Source organism: Flavobacterium sp. Arc3, from assembly GCF_041431375.1.
Lineage (GTDB): Bacteria > Bacteroidota > Bacteroidia > Flavobacteriales > Flavobacteriaceae > Flavobacterium.
In genome coordinates this window covers 1-17,483 of record NZ_JASMRI010000003.1, presented here as the reverse complement: position 1 = coordinate 17,483, position 17,483 = coordinate 1, and the positions used below count along the sequence as shown (strand labels likewise).

Annotated in this window: 13 protein-coding genes; 10 read left to right on the top strand and 3 right to left on the bottom strand. The window is 33.9% G+C overall.

Translation table 11 applies throughout. From position 1 onward, the window contains the following. The first annotated feature begins 121 nt into the window (after positions 1-121). Positions 122-2,113, top strand: coding sequence for an excinuclease ABC subunit UvrB (uvrB, locus tag QO200_RS02710; protein WP_371536022.1), 1,992 nt, complete (start codon positions 122-124; stop codon positions 2,111-2,113). On the opposite strand, the gene QO200_RS02705 is transcribed toward uvrB, so the two are convergent. Beyond that, the gene (locus QO200_RS02705; protein WP_371536019.1) at positions 2,110-2,511 is read right to left on the bottom strand and encodes an excinuclease ABC subunit B; all 402 of its coding nucleotides are present in this window, start codon (positions 2,509-2,511) and stop codon (positions 2,110-2,112) included. The two genes, uvrB and QO200_RS02705, sit on opposite strands and share 4 nt — an antisense overlap. Before the next feature lie 286 nt (positions 2,512-2,797). Further along, positions 2,798-3,112 (bottom strand): hypothetical protein, encoded by a 315-nt coding sequence (locus tag QO200_RS02700; protein ID WP_371536017.1) that lies wholly within the window; start codon positions 3,110-3,112, stop codon positions 2,798-2,800. Positions 3,113-3,484: 372 nt separating this feature from the next. Between QO200_RS02700 and QO200_RS02695 the strand changes: the two genes are divergently transcribed. The 6 genes from QO200_RS02695 to QO200_RS02670 all read left to right on the top strand — a co-directional run bounded on the left by QO200_RS02695 (position 3,485) and on the right by QO200_RS02670 (position 8,197). Then, the gene (locus QO200_RS02695; protein ID WP_371536014.1) at positions 3,485-4,288 is read left to right on the top strand and encodes an alpha/beta hydrolase; all 804 of its coding nucleotides are present in this window, start codon (positions 3,485-3,487) and stop codon (positions 4,286-4,288) included. Between the two features lie 68 nt (positions 4,289-4,356). Next, positions 4,357-5,367, top strand: a complete 1,011-nt coding sequence (locus tag QO200_RS02690) for a dipeptide epimerase (protein WP_371536011.1) — start codon at positions 4,357-4,359, stop codon at positions 5,365-5,367. Positions 5,368-5,372: 5 nt separating this feature from the next. Further along, entirely contained in the window at positions 5,373-6,404 is a 1,032-nt protein-coding gene (locus tag QO200_RS02685; protein ID WP_371536008.1) for an aminotransferase class I/II-fold pyridoxal phosphate-dependent enzyme, read from the top strand. 58 nt (positions 6,405-6,462) lie between these two features. Then, positions 6,463-6,927: a DUF1456 family protein gene (locus tag QO200_RS02680; RefSeq protein WP_074723960.1), complete on the top strand. Its 465-nt coding sequence runs from the start codon at positions 6,463-6,465 to the stop codon at positions 6,925-6,927. A 7-nt stretch (positions 6,928-6,934) separates the two neighbouring features. Continuing rightward, positions 6,935-7,591 (top strand): NAD(P)H-binding protein, encoded by a 657-nt coding sequence (locus tag QO200_RS02675; protein ID WP_371536006.1) that lies wholly within the window; start codon positions 6,935-6,937, stop codon positions 7,589-7,591. Between the two features lie 84 nt (positions 7,592-7,675). Further along, complete coding sequence (locus QO200_RS02670; RefSeq protein WP_371536004.1) at positions 7,676-8,197, top strand: hypothetical protein; 522 nt, start codon at positions 7,676-7,678, stop codon at positions 8,195-8,197. Between the two features lie 63 nt (positions 8,198-8,260). Here the strand turns inward: QO200_RS02670 and sucC are convergent, their stop codons facing one another. Beyond that, a complete protein-coding gene (gene sucC / locus QO200_RS02665; RefSeq protein ID WP_371536001.1) occupies positions 8,261-9,454 on the bottom strand; it encodes an ADP-forming succinate--CoA ligase subunit beta in 1,194 nt (397 codons plus the stop codon). Positions 9,455-9,883: 429 nt separating this feature from the next. Here sucC and gltB point away from each other — a divergent pair, with 429 nt between their 5' ends. The 3 genes from gltB (at position 9,884) to lysA (ending at position 17,383) form a co-directional block, all read left to right on the top strand. Then, positions 9,884-14,398, top strand: a complete 4,515-nt coding sequence (gene gltB, locus QO200_RS02660) for a glutamate synthase large subunit (RefSeq protein ID WP_371535998.1) — start codon at positions 9,884-9,886, stop codon at positions 14,396-14,398. Positions 14,399-14,400: 2 nt separating this feature from the next. Beyond that, complete coding sequence (locus QO200_RS02655) at positions 14,401-15,855, top strand: glutamate synthase subunit beta (protein ID WP_371535995.1); 1,455 nt, start codon at positions 14,401-14,403, stop codon at positions 15,853-15,855. Between the two features lie 304 nt (positions 15,856-16,159). Then, on the top strand, positions 16,160-17,383 hold the full coding sequence (gene lysA, locus QO200_RS02650) for a diaminopimelate decarboxylase (RefSeq protein ID WP_371535993.1): 1,224 nt from the start codon (positions 16,160-16,162) through the stop codon (positions 17,381-17,383). Positions 17,384-17,483: the final 100 nt, after the last annotated feature.

Below are 17,483 nucleotides of genomic sequence, written 5' to 3'. Positions count from 1 at the left end.
TTCTTTGTTTTTTTAAAAACCATCATGCAAAGCATGATGGTTTTTTTTTGGTTTTAACTTTCGATTAGAATAATTATAAACGTTGTAACTTTGTAATTCTAAAACATTGTCCCTAATACAAATGAATTTCCAAGTAGAATCCGATTATCAGCCCAAAGGCGACCAGCCACAAGCCATTGAAAAATTAACTCAAGGTATCATTGACGGAGAAAAATTCCAAACTTTACTAGGAGTTACTGGCTCCGGTAAAACATTTACCGTAGCTAATGTTATTCAGGAAGTACAAAGGCCTACATTAGTTTTAGCACATAATAAAACGTTGGCTGCTCAACTGTATTCAGAATTTAAACAGTTTTTCCCTAATAATGCAGTAGAATATTTTGTATCCTATTACGATTACTATCAACCCGAAGCATTTATGCCGGTTACTGGAGTTTTTATTGAAAAGGATTTATCCATCAATGAAGAGCTTGAAAAAATGCGAATGTCTACTACGGCTTCCTTGCTTTCCGGACGAAGAGATATTTTGGTAGTTGCATCAGTTTCGTGTTTATACGGTATTGGTAATCCCGTGGAATTTCAGAAAAATTTAATCCCAATTGAGAAGGGACAAATCATCTCAAGAACTAAACTGCTACACCAGCTGGTACAAAGTTTATACTCTAGAACAGAAGCCGATTTTAATCCTGGAAGTTTTAGAATAAAAGGCGATACAGTAGATGTTTATCCTAGCTATGCAGATGAAGCGTATCGCATTCATTTCTTTGGTGATGAAATCGAGGAAATTGAAAGTTTCGATACAAAAGATTCTAAAGTTCTCGAAAAATTTGACAAATTGACGATTTACCCAGCTAATATGTTCGTGACTTCTCCAGATGTGCTGCAAGGTGCTATTTGGGAAATCCAGCAAGATCTAGTTAAGCAAGTCGACTATTTCAAAGAAATTGGAAAACATTTAGAAGCAAAACGATTAGAAGAGCGCACTAATTTTGATTTAGAAATGATTCGAGAACTGGGTTATTGCTCCGGAATTGAGAACTATTCCCGTTATCTGGATGGAAGACTCCCCGGAACAAGACCATTTTGTTTATTGGATTATTTCCCTAAAGATTATTTAATGGTGGTAGACGAAAGTCACGTAACACTTTCTCAAGTTAGCGCCATGTACGGTGGAGACAGAAGTAGAAAAGAAAACTTAGTGGAATATGGTTTCCGACTTCCTGCTGCGATGGATAATCGTCCGTTGAAGTTTGAAGAGTTTGAAGCGATGCAAAACCAAGTTATTTATGTTTCGGCAACACCAGCCGATTATGAATTGCAAAAAACGGATGGTGTCGTTGTAGAACAAGTCATTCGCCCAACAGGATTGTTAGATCCCATAATTGAAATCCGACCAAGTTTAAACCAAATAGATGATTTAATAGAGGAAATTCATGCGCGTAGTGAAGTTGACGAAAGAGTTTTAGTGACTACTTTAACTAAAAGAATGGCAGAGGAATTAGCAAAATACCTAACAAAGATCAATATTCGTTGTCGTTATATCCACTCAGATATTGATACTTTAGAACGAATTGAAATCATGCAAGACCTACGAAAAGGATTGTTTGACGTTTTGATTGGGGTAAATTTACTTCGTGAAGGACTGGATTTACCAGAAGTGTCACTTGTAGCCATTTTAGATGCCGACAAAGAAGGATTTCTGCGTAGCCACCGTTCGCTCACGCAAACTATCGGTCGAGCCGCCAGAAACCTTAACGGAAAAGCAATTATGTATGCCGATAAAATCACTTCTAGCATGCAAAAAACAATTGACGAAACGAACTACCGCAGAACGAAACAAATTAATTTTAATGTAGAGAACAACCAAGTTCCCCAAGCACTGAACAAAAAAATTGAAAGTGCTTTTACAAAGAATCCTTTGGCAGATTACGAATTAGGACTCACTTTAAATACAGCTGCTGAATCTGAAACAGAATATTTATCAAAAGTAGAAATAGAAAAACGCATTCGCGAAAAACGAAAATCAATGGAGAAAGCGGCAAAAGACCTAGACTTTATGCAAGCTGCTAAATTGCGTGATGAAATTAAGAAATTGCAGGAACAGCTTACCTAGTTGTGCTCTTCTTTAAAAATTTTCAACAATACATCCATTGGAATAGCAGTATTGGGAGCTTTTTCTATTTTTTTCAATACACGTTTGGCGGCATCTGGATTCAACCCCATTCGCATTGCAATTTGCTTGACGGCTGTACTTTCTTTACCGTTCAGGATAGCGTCACTATTCAATAATACTGCTAATCTATAGAATTGTTGAATCCTTTGAGATTCATTCTTCACAGGCAATTTTGGTAATTCTTGATGACACATATCATTGAACCCTCCTTTTTTGATATTCAATTCATTGGCAATTAGAAATAAAAATTCATATTCTTTTTTATCTAAATGACCGTCAACTGTTGAAAAAGCAATCATCTCTAAAAGTAAGCTCTTTTTTTCTTCGTACATGTTCATCAAATTATTTTTTTTAGCTAAAATATAGCTTTTATAATTAAAACCCTAAAACAAGCAGGTATTCAACAATTTATCCTAATTATATTGTTTTTTTTGATGACTATCAACTCATTTGTTTCGTCAAAGTATATTTCATTAAAAAAAGCCAGAGGTCCTAGAGACAGCTATAAAAACATCCCTAGATTCTAAACATTCATATCAGAACAACAATCGAATGATGAGAAACGAACAAATAAAAAAAGAGAACCAAATTAGTTCTCTTTTTACTATTTATTTGAAAGGGGAATTAATCATCATACCTATCATCATGATCTCTTTCTTTATATTTTTTATCTTTATGCCATTTTCCATGATGTTTTTTTTCTTCGCATCTTCTTTCATCATACCATCTATCTTCATCATAATCTCTATTGTCTACGTAAATGACACGCTCCTGCTGATATTCAACAGTCCGCCTTTGTGGTTCGTATCCACGCTCATAATGACCCGATAGAACTATTGAAGGTAATCCAATATTTACACCCACTGAAACTTGTGCATTTATTGTACTTGAGGCAAAAAAGGCAATTCCTAATATTGCGAGTAGTTTTATATTTTTCATTTTTCAAAATTTTAATTATTAGCTATTTGGTTAAAGCCAATAACTATGCCACTTAATGATTCTGAGCAATGTAAGAATTCCAAAAACAAACTAAAAACTGCAGAAGAAAAAAAACAAACTATTCAATATCAACTATTTAAATATCAAACTAGCAAACCGAAAAAGAAATAAAAATCAATAGATTAAAAAATAGTATTCGAACTAAATCAAACTAACAAGTAAATCAAGCTCTATAGATTGACTAATTTATTTCTTAGAATTAGCCATCTATATTTATAAAAGACTCCTGATTTAAATAGCAATCAAAATCAAATTATAAAAATAATCACTATTTTTAGCTACGAAATTACTTCTAAATCAAAAATCACCTTAATGACCAAACGACTCTTCCTTCTTCTTGCACTATTTTTTACACTAACTAACACAATAGCTCAAGAAAGCACTGCTTCAAAACAAGTTTCTACCTTTATGATTGAAGCTCCGCAATTACACACATCAAAAAAAATCTGGGTTTACCTTCCCAAGAATTATAAAAACTCCAAAAAAAAATATTCTGTTGTTTACATGCACGACGCGCAGAATTTATTTGATGCAAAAACTTCCTATGCCGGCGAATGGAATGTTGACGAAAAGCTAGACAGTATCAACGCACAGCTCATCGTTATAGGTATCGAGCATGGTAATGATAAACGCATTGAAGAGTTGACGCCTTTTAAAAATGAAAAATATGGAGGAGGAAATGCCGATGCTTATCTTGAATTTATTGTTAAAACATTAAAACCTCAAATTGACCAAAAATACAGGACAAAGACAGAAAAGAAAAACACTCTAATTATGGGAAGCTCCCTCGGTGGATTAGTTTCTTATTACGCTATTTTGAAATACCCACAAGTGTTTGGAAAAGCGGCCGTTTTTAGCCCTTCATTTTGGTTTTCAGATAAAATATATGATTTCGCCGAAAACACAAAAAAAATAAAAAGCAAAATTTATTTTCTATGTGGCGATAAAGAAAGTGAAGATATGGTCACAGAATTGAATAAAATGGAATATCTCTTAAATACAAAGCGGTGTTATTGTTTAAATCTGAATGAAAAGAAAATTATAAAAGGAGGCCAACACAATGAAAAATTATGGCGTGATGGATTTACTGAGGCCATTCTATGGTTGGGATATTAACTTATTCCTTATATTTACAAAACCTAGTTATTACTGATTTATATAAAATTTTACAGCTTCAATCAATTATGGAATTAATAATAAGAGCATACGACCTAAAACTAAAACACACGTTTACCATTTCAAGAGAATCAATCGATTTCCAGCCTTCTTTAATTGTAGAATTAAAAAGTGAAGGTTTTTCCGGTTTTGGTGAAGCAACTTCAAATCCGTATTACAACACTACAGTGCCAGTAATGACGGCAGATTTAAACAAAATTCGCAGTATTATCGAATCAAGCGATGGTGAAACCCCCGAAAAATTTTGGGACAAAATGTATCCTTACTTAAAAGAGGATATGTTTGCTCTATGCGCTTTAGACATGGCCTACAATGATTTGTATGCACGGAAAAAAGGAAAAAAATTATATGAATATTGGAACTATACTACAGAGAATAACCCATTAACAGATTATACTATCGGGATTGCGTCGATAGAAAAAATGGTTTCTAAAATGAAGGAATTGCCGTGGCCAATTTATAAAATTAAATTAGGAACCCAAGAAGACCTTGCTATTGTAACTGAACTTCGAAAACATACTGATGCCATTTTTAGAATTGATGCTAACTGCGGCTGGGGAGTTGAGGAGACAATCAACAATGCAATCGCCTTAAAGAAACTTGGTGTCGAATTCTTGGAACAACCTATGAAAGCTGACAACTGGGAAGGACATAAGGAAGTTTTCAAACATTCTGTTCTACCAATAATAGCCGATGAAAGTTGTATTATTGAAGAAGATGTTGCTAAATGTAATAACCATTTTCATGGAGTAAATATCAAATTAGTAAAATGTGGCGGTCTAACTCCAGCCAGACGCATGATTCAAGAAGCAAAGCAACTGGGTTTAAAAACAATGGTAGGATGCATGACTGAGTCCTCAGTAGGTATTTCAGCCATTGCTCAATTGCTTCCACAGTTAGATTATGTTGATATGGACGGCGCACTACTTCTGGCAGAAGATATAGCAAATGGCGTCACCATAAAAAATGGAAAAATTATTTATGCTGAAGGAAATGGTACTGGAGTTGTTTTAAAATAATTAAAATGAAAATCAATCAATTTCCAGACAGAATAATTGAGTTTGAGAAGGAAAGTTATTTATATTTTGGCGGAACAGCCTACCTAGGAATGCCTGCCAACCCAGAATTTCAGCAGCTCATTGTTAAAAACATACTACGCTGGGGCTCTGCTTACGGAAGTTCCAGAAATTCTAACATCCAACTTACAGCATACGAAAAAGGAGAAGATTTTCTAAAAAACTATATTAATGCCGAAGCTACAGTTACTGTTTCCTCAGGAATGCTTGCCGCAAAATTAGTAATAGAAGAGCTTACCCCTCATACAGATGTTTACTTTCACTTTCCAAATACTCACACAGCTCTAAAAGTAGCCAACAGCGTACCGTTTTTTATCGAAAACGAATTAAATCCCCGCTTACTAGACAGTAAAAACGAAAGGATAACAATTTTAACTGATGCAGTTGCCAGCTTTCAGATAAAAGCAGTTGATTTAGCCGCTATAGATTTAATTGCAGCTAACAAGGAAATCACTTTGGTTGTTGATGAATCTCATTCTTTAGGTGTTTTAGGAAATAACGGATGCGGAATTATTTCCTCTATTGATTTTAAAAACATCAAACGAAAAATTATGGTTGCTTCACTGGGAAAAGCAATGGGAGTTACTGGCGGTGTAATTGCATCTGATCAATCCTTCATTAATCAAATAATGAATAATCCCTCTTTTGTTTCAAGTGCAGGAATGAGCCCAGCACTAATTGAAACATTGGGAGAAGCGGAGACGATCTACAAGAGCCAACATATGAAGTTAAAAAATAATCTTAACTACATTGACAAACATCTGGTAAAAAATGAAGCGTTTGCATTTAATCCTGAATATCCTGTCATCTATCCAGAAATAGAAGGAGTAAACGAACTCTTCAATGCTAATAATATAATCGTTACTAATTTTAAATATCCTACCGGCGGTAAAGATTTGAACAGAATTATATTTACCGCAAATCATACAGAAGATGATTTAAACAAAATAATTACTATTCTGAACCAACACCAATTCTGAACCTAAAATTACAACCACTTACTTTTTAAACGTACCTTTGTAAAAAATATAGAATATGATGACAAATAACGATATCTTCAAAAAGCTACGCGTTGCCTTAATGTTGCGTGATGATCAAATAGTTGAAATATTGGAATTAGTAGACTTTCGAATTACTAAATCAGAATTAGGTGCTTTTTTTCGTGATGAAAAACATGAAAATTATATGGAATGTGGTGACCAAGTGTTACGCAATTTCTTAAATGCTTTAGTTATCCACTTGCGTGGAACAAAAGAAAATCCTAAAAACCCTAATGACGTTTTAGCAAAACATAAAGCACAAATACCTGCAAAGGAAGGATCTAAAGACAGACCTGAATTTAAAGCAAAACCAAAAGATCAAGAAAAGTCAAGAGGTGATGAAGCTCCTTCAAAAACAAAATCTGCGACAAAAAAACCGTCTAAGAAAGATTACCCTAAAGGAAATTCAAAAACTCAAGTAGTAGAAAAAGTGAAATACAATTTCGGAAAAAATAAAAAATAACTCGCCTTTGAAAACTGCATTAATTATTGGTAGCACAGGCTTAATTGGTTCACAATTATTGGATATTCTTTTAGAAAGTCCAGCCTACGATAAAGTAATCGCTTTTGTAAAAAGAGATACTGGAAAAACACATCCCAAATTAACACAACATATTATAGACTTTGATAAACCGGAGACCTATCAAAATTTAGTTGTTGGTGATGATTTTTTCTGTACCATTGGTACCACTATAAAAAAAGCAGGTAGTAAAGAGGCTTTCAGAAAAGTAGACTTTAAATATCCTCAGCATTTTGCAACTTTTGCATTAAAAAATGATGTAAAGCAATTTCTAACTATTTCATCCCTTGGTGCAGATAAAGCTTCTGGGAATTTTTATTTGAAGACTAAAGGAGAACTAGAAGAATTCTTGAAACAATCAAGTTTTGAAAGTGTATCCATCATGAGACCTTCGTTACTTCTAGGAGACCGGAAGGAATTTAGGATGGGAGAAAAAATAGGCGGCATTTTTATGAAACTATTTTCCTTTATATTTATTGGAGGACTAAAAAAATACAAACCCATAGAAAGTGAAACCGTAGCAAAAGCCCTTTTTAGAATTGCACAAAAAAATAAAAAAGGTTTTGACATATATGAATCCGATGAACTCCAACAAATCGGAAACTAATAAAAACAAAAAATCCTATTTGCCATGGCAGATAGGGTTTTTTTGTACATTTAATTTATTGTGAAATATTATAGCTGCCTAAATATGAAACCACTACTCACTCTTTTATTACTATTCATTACGACACTATTTTTTGGACAAAATAATAAAACTAAAGAAGCTGCAATGTTTCTTGATTCAACTTTTATTTCTGCTGAATCAATGAAATACATCGATCCTAACGGAATAGAGTCTATAAATATTATTAAAAATGATACAATAATTGATAGCAACCATTATGTTGGACAGATTCATATTACTTCCAAAAATCCAAAAAAATATACTTTTATAAGTTTAGAGCAAGTTAAATCTGAATTTACCAAAATCAAAAGTAACGATGTGATTTATATGGTAAATGGAGCCTTTATTAAAGAAAATAACGAAACGTTTAAAATAGATAAAAACTATATTTTAAAAGTTGAAATCACCAATTCAAACGAGTTTTATAATTTTAGAAATAGTCCAACCCAATTTGATATCATTAATATCTTGGGGAAAACCGAAGAAAATTTAGACAACGAAAATAAGATTCTATTAAGAGGCTATAATGCAATTGGCTCGAAATAGATTTAAAAAGAAAAAATCCTGAGCTTTCACTCAGGATTTTTTTATATCTAACTAATTTTCTAATTAAGAAAGAGCTGCTTTTACTTGGTCAGCTGCTTCTTGGAATTCAACAGCCGATAAAATTGGCATTCCTGAATTATCAATTAATTCTTTTGCAATTGCTGCGTTAGTACCTTGTAAACGAACAATGATTGGCACTTTAATAGCATCTCCCATATTTTTGTAAGCATCAACAACTCCTTGTGCCACACGGTCACAACGAACAATTCCACCAAAAATATTAATCAAGATTGCTTTTACGTTTGGATCTTTTAAGATAATACGGAAAGCAGTTTCAACACGTTTTGCATCTGCAGTTCCACCTACGTCAAGGAAGTTTGCAGGCTCAAAACCGGCATATTTAATTAAATCCATAGTTGCCATTGCTAATCCAGCTCCGTTAACCATACATCCAACTGAACCGTCAAGATCTACATAGTTTAATCCTACTTCTTTTGCTTCTACTTCGATTGGATTCTCTTCAAGAATATCACGCATTTCAGCATAAGCTTTTTGTCTGTACAAAGCATTATCGTCAATATTAACTTTAGCATCTACAGCTAAAATTTTATTGTCAGATGTTTTTAAAACCGGGTTGATTTCAAACATTGATGCATCAGAACCAATATATGCTTTATATAAAGCATCGATGAATTTCACCATTTCTTTAAAAGCATTTCCAGAAAGACCTAAGTTAAAAGCAATTCTTCTTGCTTGAAAACCTTGAAGTCCAACAGAAGGATCAACTTCTTCAGTAAAAATTAAATCTGGAGTATGTTCTGCTACTTCTTCAATATCCATTCCACCTTCAGTAGAATACATGATCATATTACGACCTGTCGCTCTATTCAATAAAACAGATACGTAAAATTCTGAAGTTTCAGTTTCACCAGGATAATAAACATCTTCAGCAACTAAAACCTTGTGTACTTTTTTACCTTCTGCAGAAGTTTGAGGTGTAACCAATTGCATTCCAATAATTTGTTCTGCAACTTCTTCTACTTGTTGTAAATTCTTGGCAAGTTTTACTCCCCCACCTTTTCCACGTCCACCTGCATGAACTTGTGCTTTAATTACATACCAACTTGTTCCTGTTTCAGTAGTTAATTGTTTTGCAGCAGCAACAGCTTCAACTGCATTATTAGCAACGATACCGCGCTGAATGCGAACTCCGTAACTAGCTAAAATCTCTTTTCCTTGATATTCGTGTATGTTCATAATATAGAATTTGTCTGGATCCTGAATTTATTTCAGAATATAAGTGGCACAAAAATAGCAAAATTCATCTTAACAGAAAAATCTTTTACCTATTTAAATTTCTTATATTACAACTTAAACAATAATTTCAAAATAACACAGAAATTTAAATTTTAATAAAAGTACAAGTCTGTTAAAACATTGCAGCAAAAGTCACTATATCGTTTGAAATTTAATGCGTAAATTTGGTAACATCCATTATATATCACGATAAATCGTCTTTAAAACTAAATCAGGTTGCCGATTTTGTAATTCACATACGCTTAAATATGATTATTATCATTTATTAAACGTTATTATAATTTTACTGCAAAAATAACCCGTTTTAAACACATTCTCTACATTATATTTAATGAAAACTCTATTTTTGTATAAAAAAAATTATAAAGCATGAAAATTAAAGAACAAGGCCTTTACTTGCCTGAATTTGAACATGACAACTGTGGCGCAGGATTTATTTGTAATTTAAACGGAATTAAATCTAATGACATTATTCATAAAGCACTCGATATCTTAATAAAATTAGAGCATCGTGGTGCAGTGAGTGCAGATGGACGAACTGGAGATGGAGCAGGAATTCTTTTTGATATTCCTCATGATTTTTTTAAAAAAGTATGTGACTTCACTATTCCAGAAACGAGAGAATATGCAGTGGGAATGGTTTTCTTACCAAAAAAGAAAAACCAAGTTGATTTTTGCAAATCTACTTTTGAAATAGCTATTCGCAATCAAAATTTGAATATTATCGGATGGAGAGATGTTCCTGTAGATGTATCTAATCTTGGACAAATTGCAGCCGAAAAAGAACCAACAGTAAAACAAATATTTATTGGCAAGAATGGATTGGAACTAACCGAACAACAATTCAATGCCAAATTATTTGCAGCTAGAAAAATAGCAGAACACGCTATCCTGAATTCTAAGATTTCAGAAAGTCATATGTTTTATTTCTCTAGTCTCTCTACTACTACTATAATATACAAAGGTTTATTGATGCCAGAAGACATCAGCAGATACTATACTGATTTAACCGATAGTGATCTAGTAACTCGACTAGCATTAGTTCACCAACGATTCTCTACTAATACATTTCCTTCTTGGGAATTAGCACAACCATTTAGATACATGTGTCACAATGGAGAGATCAATACCCTTCGTGGAAATGTAAGCAGAATGCGTGCCCGTGAAGAATTGATGAAAAGTGATGTATTTGGCGATGATATCAAAAATTTGTTCCCTATAATATTAGACGGAAAATCAGATTCAGCTTCTATGGATATGGTTATCGAACTGTTATTAATGACAGGACGTTCATTACCAGAAGTTATGATGATGGTTGTTCCTGAAGCTTGGGAAAAACACCAAACCATGTCTGATGACAAAAAAGCATTTTACGAGTATAACTCTTGTATTATGGAGCCTTGGGATGGTCCTGCTTCTATTCCGTTTACGGATGGTAATGTGATAGGTGCCCTTCTTGATAGAAATGGTTTGCGACCTTCTCGTTACACACTTACAAAAGATGGTTTTGTAATCATGGCATCTGAAATAGGTGTTCTGGATATAAAACCAGAAGACGTAGTGCAACATGGGCGATTAGAGCCAGGAAAAATGTTCTTAGTTGATATGAATGAAGGTCGAATCATTGAAGATGATGAAATCAAAAATGCTATTGTAACTAAACGCCCTTATAGAAAATGGTTAGATGACAATTTATTGCATTTAGCTCAAGTACCTTATACTAATAATAGTACGCCTACCGAAAATATAGATTACGAAACAAGATTACGTTTGTTTGGATATACTATTGAGGATTTAAAGACAATAATAATCCCAATGGGAACTAAAGGGACTGAAGTTATCAGTTCAATGGGTAACGATACTCCATTAGCCGTATTATCAGATAGACCACAGCTTTTATATAATTATTTCAAACAATTATTTGCTCAGGTTACTAATCCACCGTTGGATGGGATTCGTGAAGAAATTATTACAGACGTTAGTTTGGCAATAGGTGGAGACTACAATATATTTGATATTGACCAAAAACATTGTAAGAAGTTAAAAATTCAAAATCCGGTTATTTCAAAAGAAGATCTTGATAAAATAAGAAATATCAATCACCCAGATTTCAAGTCTAAAACCATTTCTACCTTATATGAAATAGAAAAAGGAGCAAATGGACTAGAGCGTGCATTAGAAAAATGTGTTCAAGCAACCTATAAGGCAGTGCAAGAAGGACACAATATCATAATACTTTCTGATAGAGGTGTTAGTGAAAAAATGGCACCAATACCAATGCTATTAGCTTGTTCTTACATTCATCATTCGATGAATATCCTAAAAGTTCGTTCTAAATTCGGAATCATTATTGAGTCTGCAGAACCACGCGAACCACATCATTTTGCCTTATTATTTGGATATGGCGCAAGTGCAATCAACCCCTATTTGGTAAACGAAATTATTCGTGATCAAGTGGATAAAGGTTTCATCACAGGAATAGAACCAGATTATGCAATTGCAAATTACAATAAAGCTATCGCAAAAGGGATTCTGAAAATTATGAATAAAATTGGTATCTCTACTTTACATTCGTATCGAGCTGCTCAAATTTTTGAAATTTTAGGTCTAAACAAAACTTTTACTTCTAAATATTTTCCATATACCCCTTCTAGAATCGAAGGAATCGGTTTGATGGAAATTGAAAAAGAGGTTAAGAAAAGATATCAAAAAGCATTTCCTAATTCGACAGTTGCCAGCTTATTATCTCTAGAAATTGGAGGTATTTACAGATGGAGAAGAACTGGTGAGAAACACATGTTTAACCCTACTACTATTGCTAAATTGCAACAGGCAGTACGTTTGAACAGTCCAGAAAGTTATAAAGAATACTCAACTATGGTCAACGACCAAAGTAAGAACCTAATGACAATCAGAGGGTTATTTGAATTCAACAACTTGGACCCTATCTCAATTGACGAAGTGGAGCCTTGGACAGAAATTGTAAAAAAATTCAAAACTGGTGCCATGTCTTACGGATCAATTAGCCAGGAAGCACATGAAAACTTGGCAATTGCCATGAATAGAATCGGTGGAAAAAGTAATTCTGGAGAAGGAGGAGAAGATCCTAAACGTTTCCAAAAAGAATTAAATGGAGATTCAAAAAATAGTGCGATTAAGCAAGTTGCCTCTGGACGTTTTGGTGTATCTATCAATTATTTGACAAGTGCTAAAGAGATTCAGATTAAAATGGCTCAAGGCGCTAAACCAGGAGAAGGTGGACAACTACCTGGTGAAAAAGTAGTGCCGTGGATTGCAAAAGTTAGAAATTCAACTCCCTATGTTGGACTAATTTCTCCGCCTCCACATCACGATATTTACTCTATTGAGGATTTATCACAATTAATATTTGATTTAAAAAATGCCAATCGTGAAGCCCGCGTAAATGTTAAGTTAGTTTCTGAAGTAGGTGTTGGAACAATTGCTGCTGGTGTTGCTAAAGCAAAAGCAGATGTGATTTTGATTTCAGGTTATGATGGAGGAACTGGTGCAGCACCATTAACTTCATTACAACATACAGGTATTCCTTGGGAACTTGGACTTGCCGAAGCACAACAAACTTTAATACTAAATGATTTAAGAAGTCGCGTAGTATTAGAATGTGACGGACAATTAAAAACAGGACGTGATGTTGCAATTGCAGCTTTACTAGGGGCAGAAGAATTTGGTTTTGCCACTGCACCCTTAGTAGCTTCAGGTTGTATCATGATGAGAGCTTGTCATTTAAACACATGTCCCGTAGGTATTGCTACTCAGGACCCTGAGTTAAGAAAAAATTTCAAAGGAACTCCTGAGCACATCATTAACTTTATGTATTTTATTGCTGAAGAACTAAGAGAAATCATGGCTCAGTTAGGCTTTAGAACGTTAAAAGAAATGGTAGGACAATCACAAAAACTGAATGTAAACAAAGCCATTAAGCATTATAAAGCAAGTGGTTTAGATTTGTCTACTATTTTGTACAAGCCTGAAAAAGCAAAAACAGTACCGAATCACAATACTACAACTCAAGACCATGCATTAGAAAATGTACTTGATTTTGCAATCATAAAAGAAGCAATTCCTTCTATTTATAGAAAAGAGAAAACAAGAGTAAACTTTAAAATTAAAAATACAGATCGTTCTGTAGGTGCTATTTTAAGTAATGAGATCTCCAAAATATATGGAGCCCAAGGCTTACCAGAGGATACTATCCTAGTTGATTTTGAAGGTTCTGCCGGACAAAGTTTTGGTGCTTTTGCCACTAATGGATTATCATTTAAAATTCATGGAAACTGTAATGACTATTTAGGAAAAGGACTATCAGGAGGAAAATTAATTATTAAAGTCCCTCCTACTGCAACGTTTAAACCAGAAGAAAACATAATTATCGGTAACGTAGCTTTATATGGTGCCATAACTGGTGAAGCATACATTAACGGTATGGCTGGAGAACGTTTTGGGGTAAGAAATTCTGGAGCAACAGCAGTTGTAGAAGGAATTGGAGATCACGGATGTGAATATATGACCGGAGGTATTGTAGTGGTATTAGGTAAAACAGGAAGAAATTTTGCTGCTGGAATGAGTGGTGGTGTTGCTTACGTTTTTGATGAGAAAAAACAATTCGAAAATGGATTGTGTAATATGGAAATGGTTGCTTTAGAAACATTGGAAGACGATGACTTGAAAAAACTTAGACGTTTAATCAAAAATCACGCAATGTACACCAACAGTCCATTGGCAACAAGAATATTGGAAGATTGGGAAAACCAACAGAAACATTTCATCAAAGTAATGCCTAAAGATTATAAAATAGCATTACAACGATTAGCAGAAGAAAAGAAAATTGAAGAACTAATAGCATAGTCATGGGAAAGATAGGTGGATTTAAAGAATACAATAGAACTGACGAAAGTAATGTAGAAGTAAAGGAACGTGTCTCAAATTATAATGAGTTTACCATTCCTTTAGCAAAAGATAAAATTAAAGAACAAGGATCAAGATGTATGGACTGTGGAATTCCATTTTGCCATAGCGCTTGTCCATTAGGGAATTTAATTCCTGACTTTAATGATATGGTACATCAAGAAGAATGGCAAAGTGCTTTAGAAATTTTGCAATCAACTAATAACTTTCCAGAATTTACAGGTCGCTTATGCCCTGCTCCATGTGAAAAATCATGTGTGCTAGGTATTATCGAAGAGCCTGTAGCAATCGAAAATATTGAAAAAAACATAATAGAAAGAGGGTTTGCAGAGGGATGGATCAAACCACAAATTCCTGCTCAAAGAACAGGAAAAACAGTAGCTGTAATAGGTTCTGGTCCTGCAGGATTAGCCGCTGCTCAACAATTAAACAGAGCAGGTCATACTGTAACAGTTTTTGAAAGAGATAATGCTATCGGAGGATTATTGCGATATGGAATTCCCAACTTTAAATTAGAAAAAGGAATTATTGACCGACGCGTATTAATACTAGAAGCCGAAGGAATTGTTTTTAAAACTAATGTAAATGTTGGTGTAAACTATAGTATAGAAGAATTAAATCAATTCGATTCAATTGTATTATGTGGTGGCGCTACCGAAAGAAGAAGCTTACCAACAAAAGGAATTGAAACAAATGGAGTTGTTCAAGCAATGGATTTTTTAACTCAGCAAACTAAAGTAGTTTATGGAGAGGAAATCCCTAACCAAATCAAAGCTACTGGGAAAGATGTAATTGTAATCGGTGGTGGAGATACGGGTTCAGACTGTGTAGGAACTTCAAACAGACAGGGAGCTAAATCGGTTACCAATTTTGAAATCATGCCTAAACCCCCTGTTGGAAGAAGCGAAACTACACCTTGGCCGTATTGGCCTTTACAATTAAAGACCTCTTCTTCGCACGAGGAAGGTTGTAATAGAAATTGGTTAATCAATACTAAAGAATTTATTGCTGATGAAAAAGGACAACTTGTAGGATTAAAAACTGTAGAAGTAGCTTGGAAAATGACACCAGGACAACGACCTGAATTAATTGAAAAAGAAGGTTCTGAGAAAATATGGCCTTGTGATTTAGCGTTATTGGCTCTTGGTTTTACTGGCCCTGAAAAAACATTAAGCAATCAGTTAGGTTTAGAAACAGACATGCGAAGCAACTATAAAGCGAGTAATTATCAAACAAATGTACCACACATTTTCACCGCTGGTGATATGAGAAGAGGACAATCTTTAATTGTTTGGGCAATATCTGAAGGTCGTGAAGCAGCGAGAGAAGTCGATAATTATTTAATGGGTTATACTAATCTACCTACGAAGGGAAATGGAGACTTACCAGCCTTATAAATCATAATAATACTGAAAAATGGCTGTCAGAATAATTTTTCCGACAGCCATTTTAATTTGGGGCTGACCACGCATACACTATCGTTCCTGCTTGGTCGGGCTATCCGCTACAAGTCCTCGTCGCTTTCGCAAAAGCTTCAGCATCTGCGGGCTATTCGCTTCTATCCCTCACCCAAAAAAGAACAACACTACTAAAAACATATGCATTTGTTTAATTTATAACTTTTTGTTACAAATTGTTAAAAATTAAATATTCCCTTGTCATATCAATAAAGAATAATAAATTTGCTAAAAAATAATAACGATGCAATCAAAAGACCTACTTCAATTAGCCGAACAATTTGGAAGTCCAATATATGTTTACGATGCCGAAAAAATAAAATCTCAATACAATAGATTAACAAAGGCATTTTCTAAGGTAGAGAAGTTGCGTATCAATTATGCAATGAAAGCATTGTCTAACGTTGCCATACTTCAGCTATTAAAAGAAATGGGATCAGGTCTTGATACAGTATCTATACAAGAAGTTCAATTAGGACTTCATGCTGGATATGATCCAGAAAAAATATTTTATACACCAAACGGAGTATCTCTGGAAGAAATTGAAGAAGTACATGCCATGGGAGTACAAATCAATATTGATAATTTATCTATATTAGAACAATTTGGAACAAAACATCCTACCGTTCCAGTTTGTATACGTATCAATCCTCATGTAATGGCAGGTGGAAACACTAACATTTCTGTTGGACATATTGATAGTAAATTTGGAATATCAATCCACCAATTGCCTCATTTAGTTCGAATTGTTGAAAACACAAAAATGAACATCGTAGGTATCCACATGCATACAGGTTCAGACATTTTAGATATCGAAGTGTTTTTATATGCTGCCGAAATTTTATTTGATGCTGCAAAAAACTTTAAAAATCTTGAATTCCTAGATTTCGGAAGTGGATTTAAAGTACCATACAAAAAAGACGATATCGAAACCGATATTGAAGAGTTAGGTAAAAAACTATCAAAAAGATTCAACGCGTTCTGCGTTGAATACGGTAAAGATTTAACTTTAATATTCGAACCAGGCAAATTCTTAGTGAGTGAAGCAGGATCTTTTTTAGTAAAAGTTAATGTAATCAAACAAACTACTTCTACTGTTTTTGCAGGAGTTGATAGTGGTTTCAACCATTTAATTCGTCCAATGTTATATGGTTCACAACATCATATTGACAATATCTCAAATCCTAAAGGAAAAGAGCGTTTCTACTCAGTGGTAGGATACATTTGTGAAACAGATACTTTTGCAAATAACAGAAGAATATCAGAAATTAAAGAAGGAGATATACTAAGCTTTAGAAATGCTGGTGCCTATTGCTACTCTATGGCCTCCAATTACAACTCGAGATACAGACCTGCTGAAGTATTATGGATGAATGGAAAAGGTCATTTAATACGAGCACATGAGACGTTTGAAGATTTACTTAAAAATCAAATTCCATTACCAATAGAAGAAGCTACAAAAGCTTAATAATAAAAAAATCCCATCTCCTTTTAGACTGAACCCAAAAGTTTGGACAAATTTATAATTAATTTTGATAATAATGAGCTCGATATTGTATCGGGCTCAT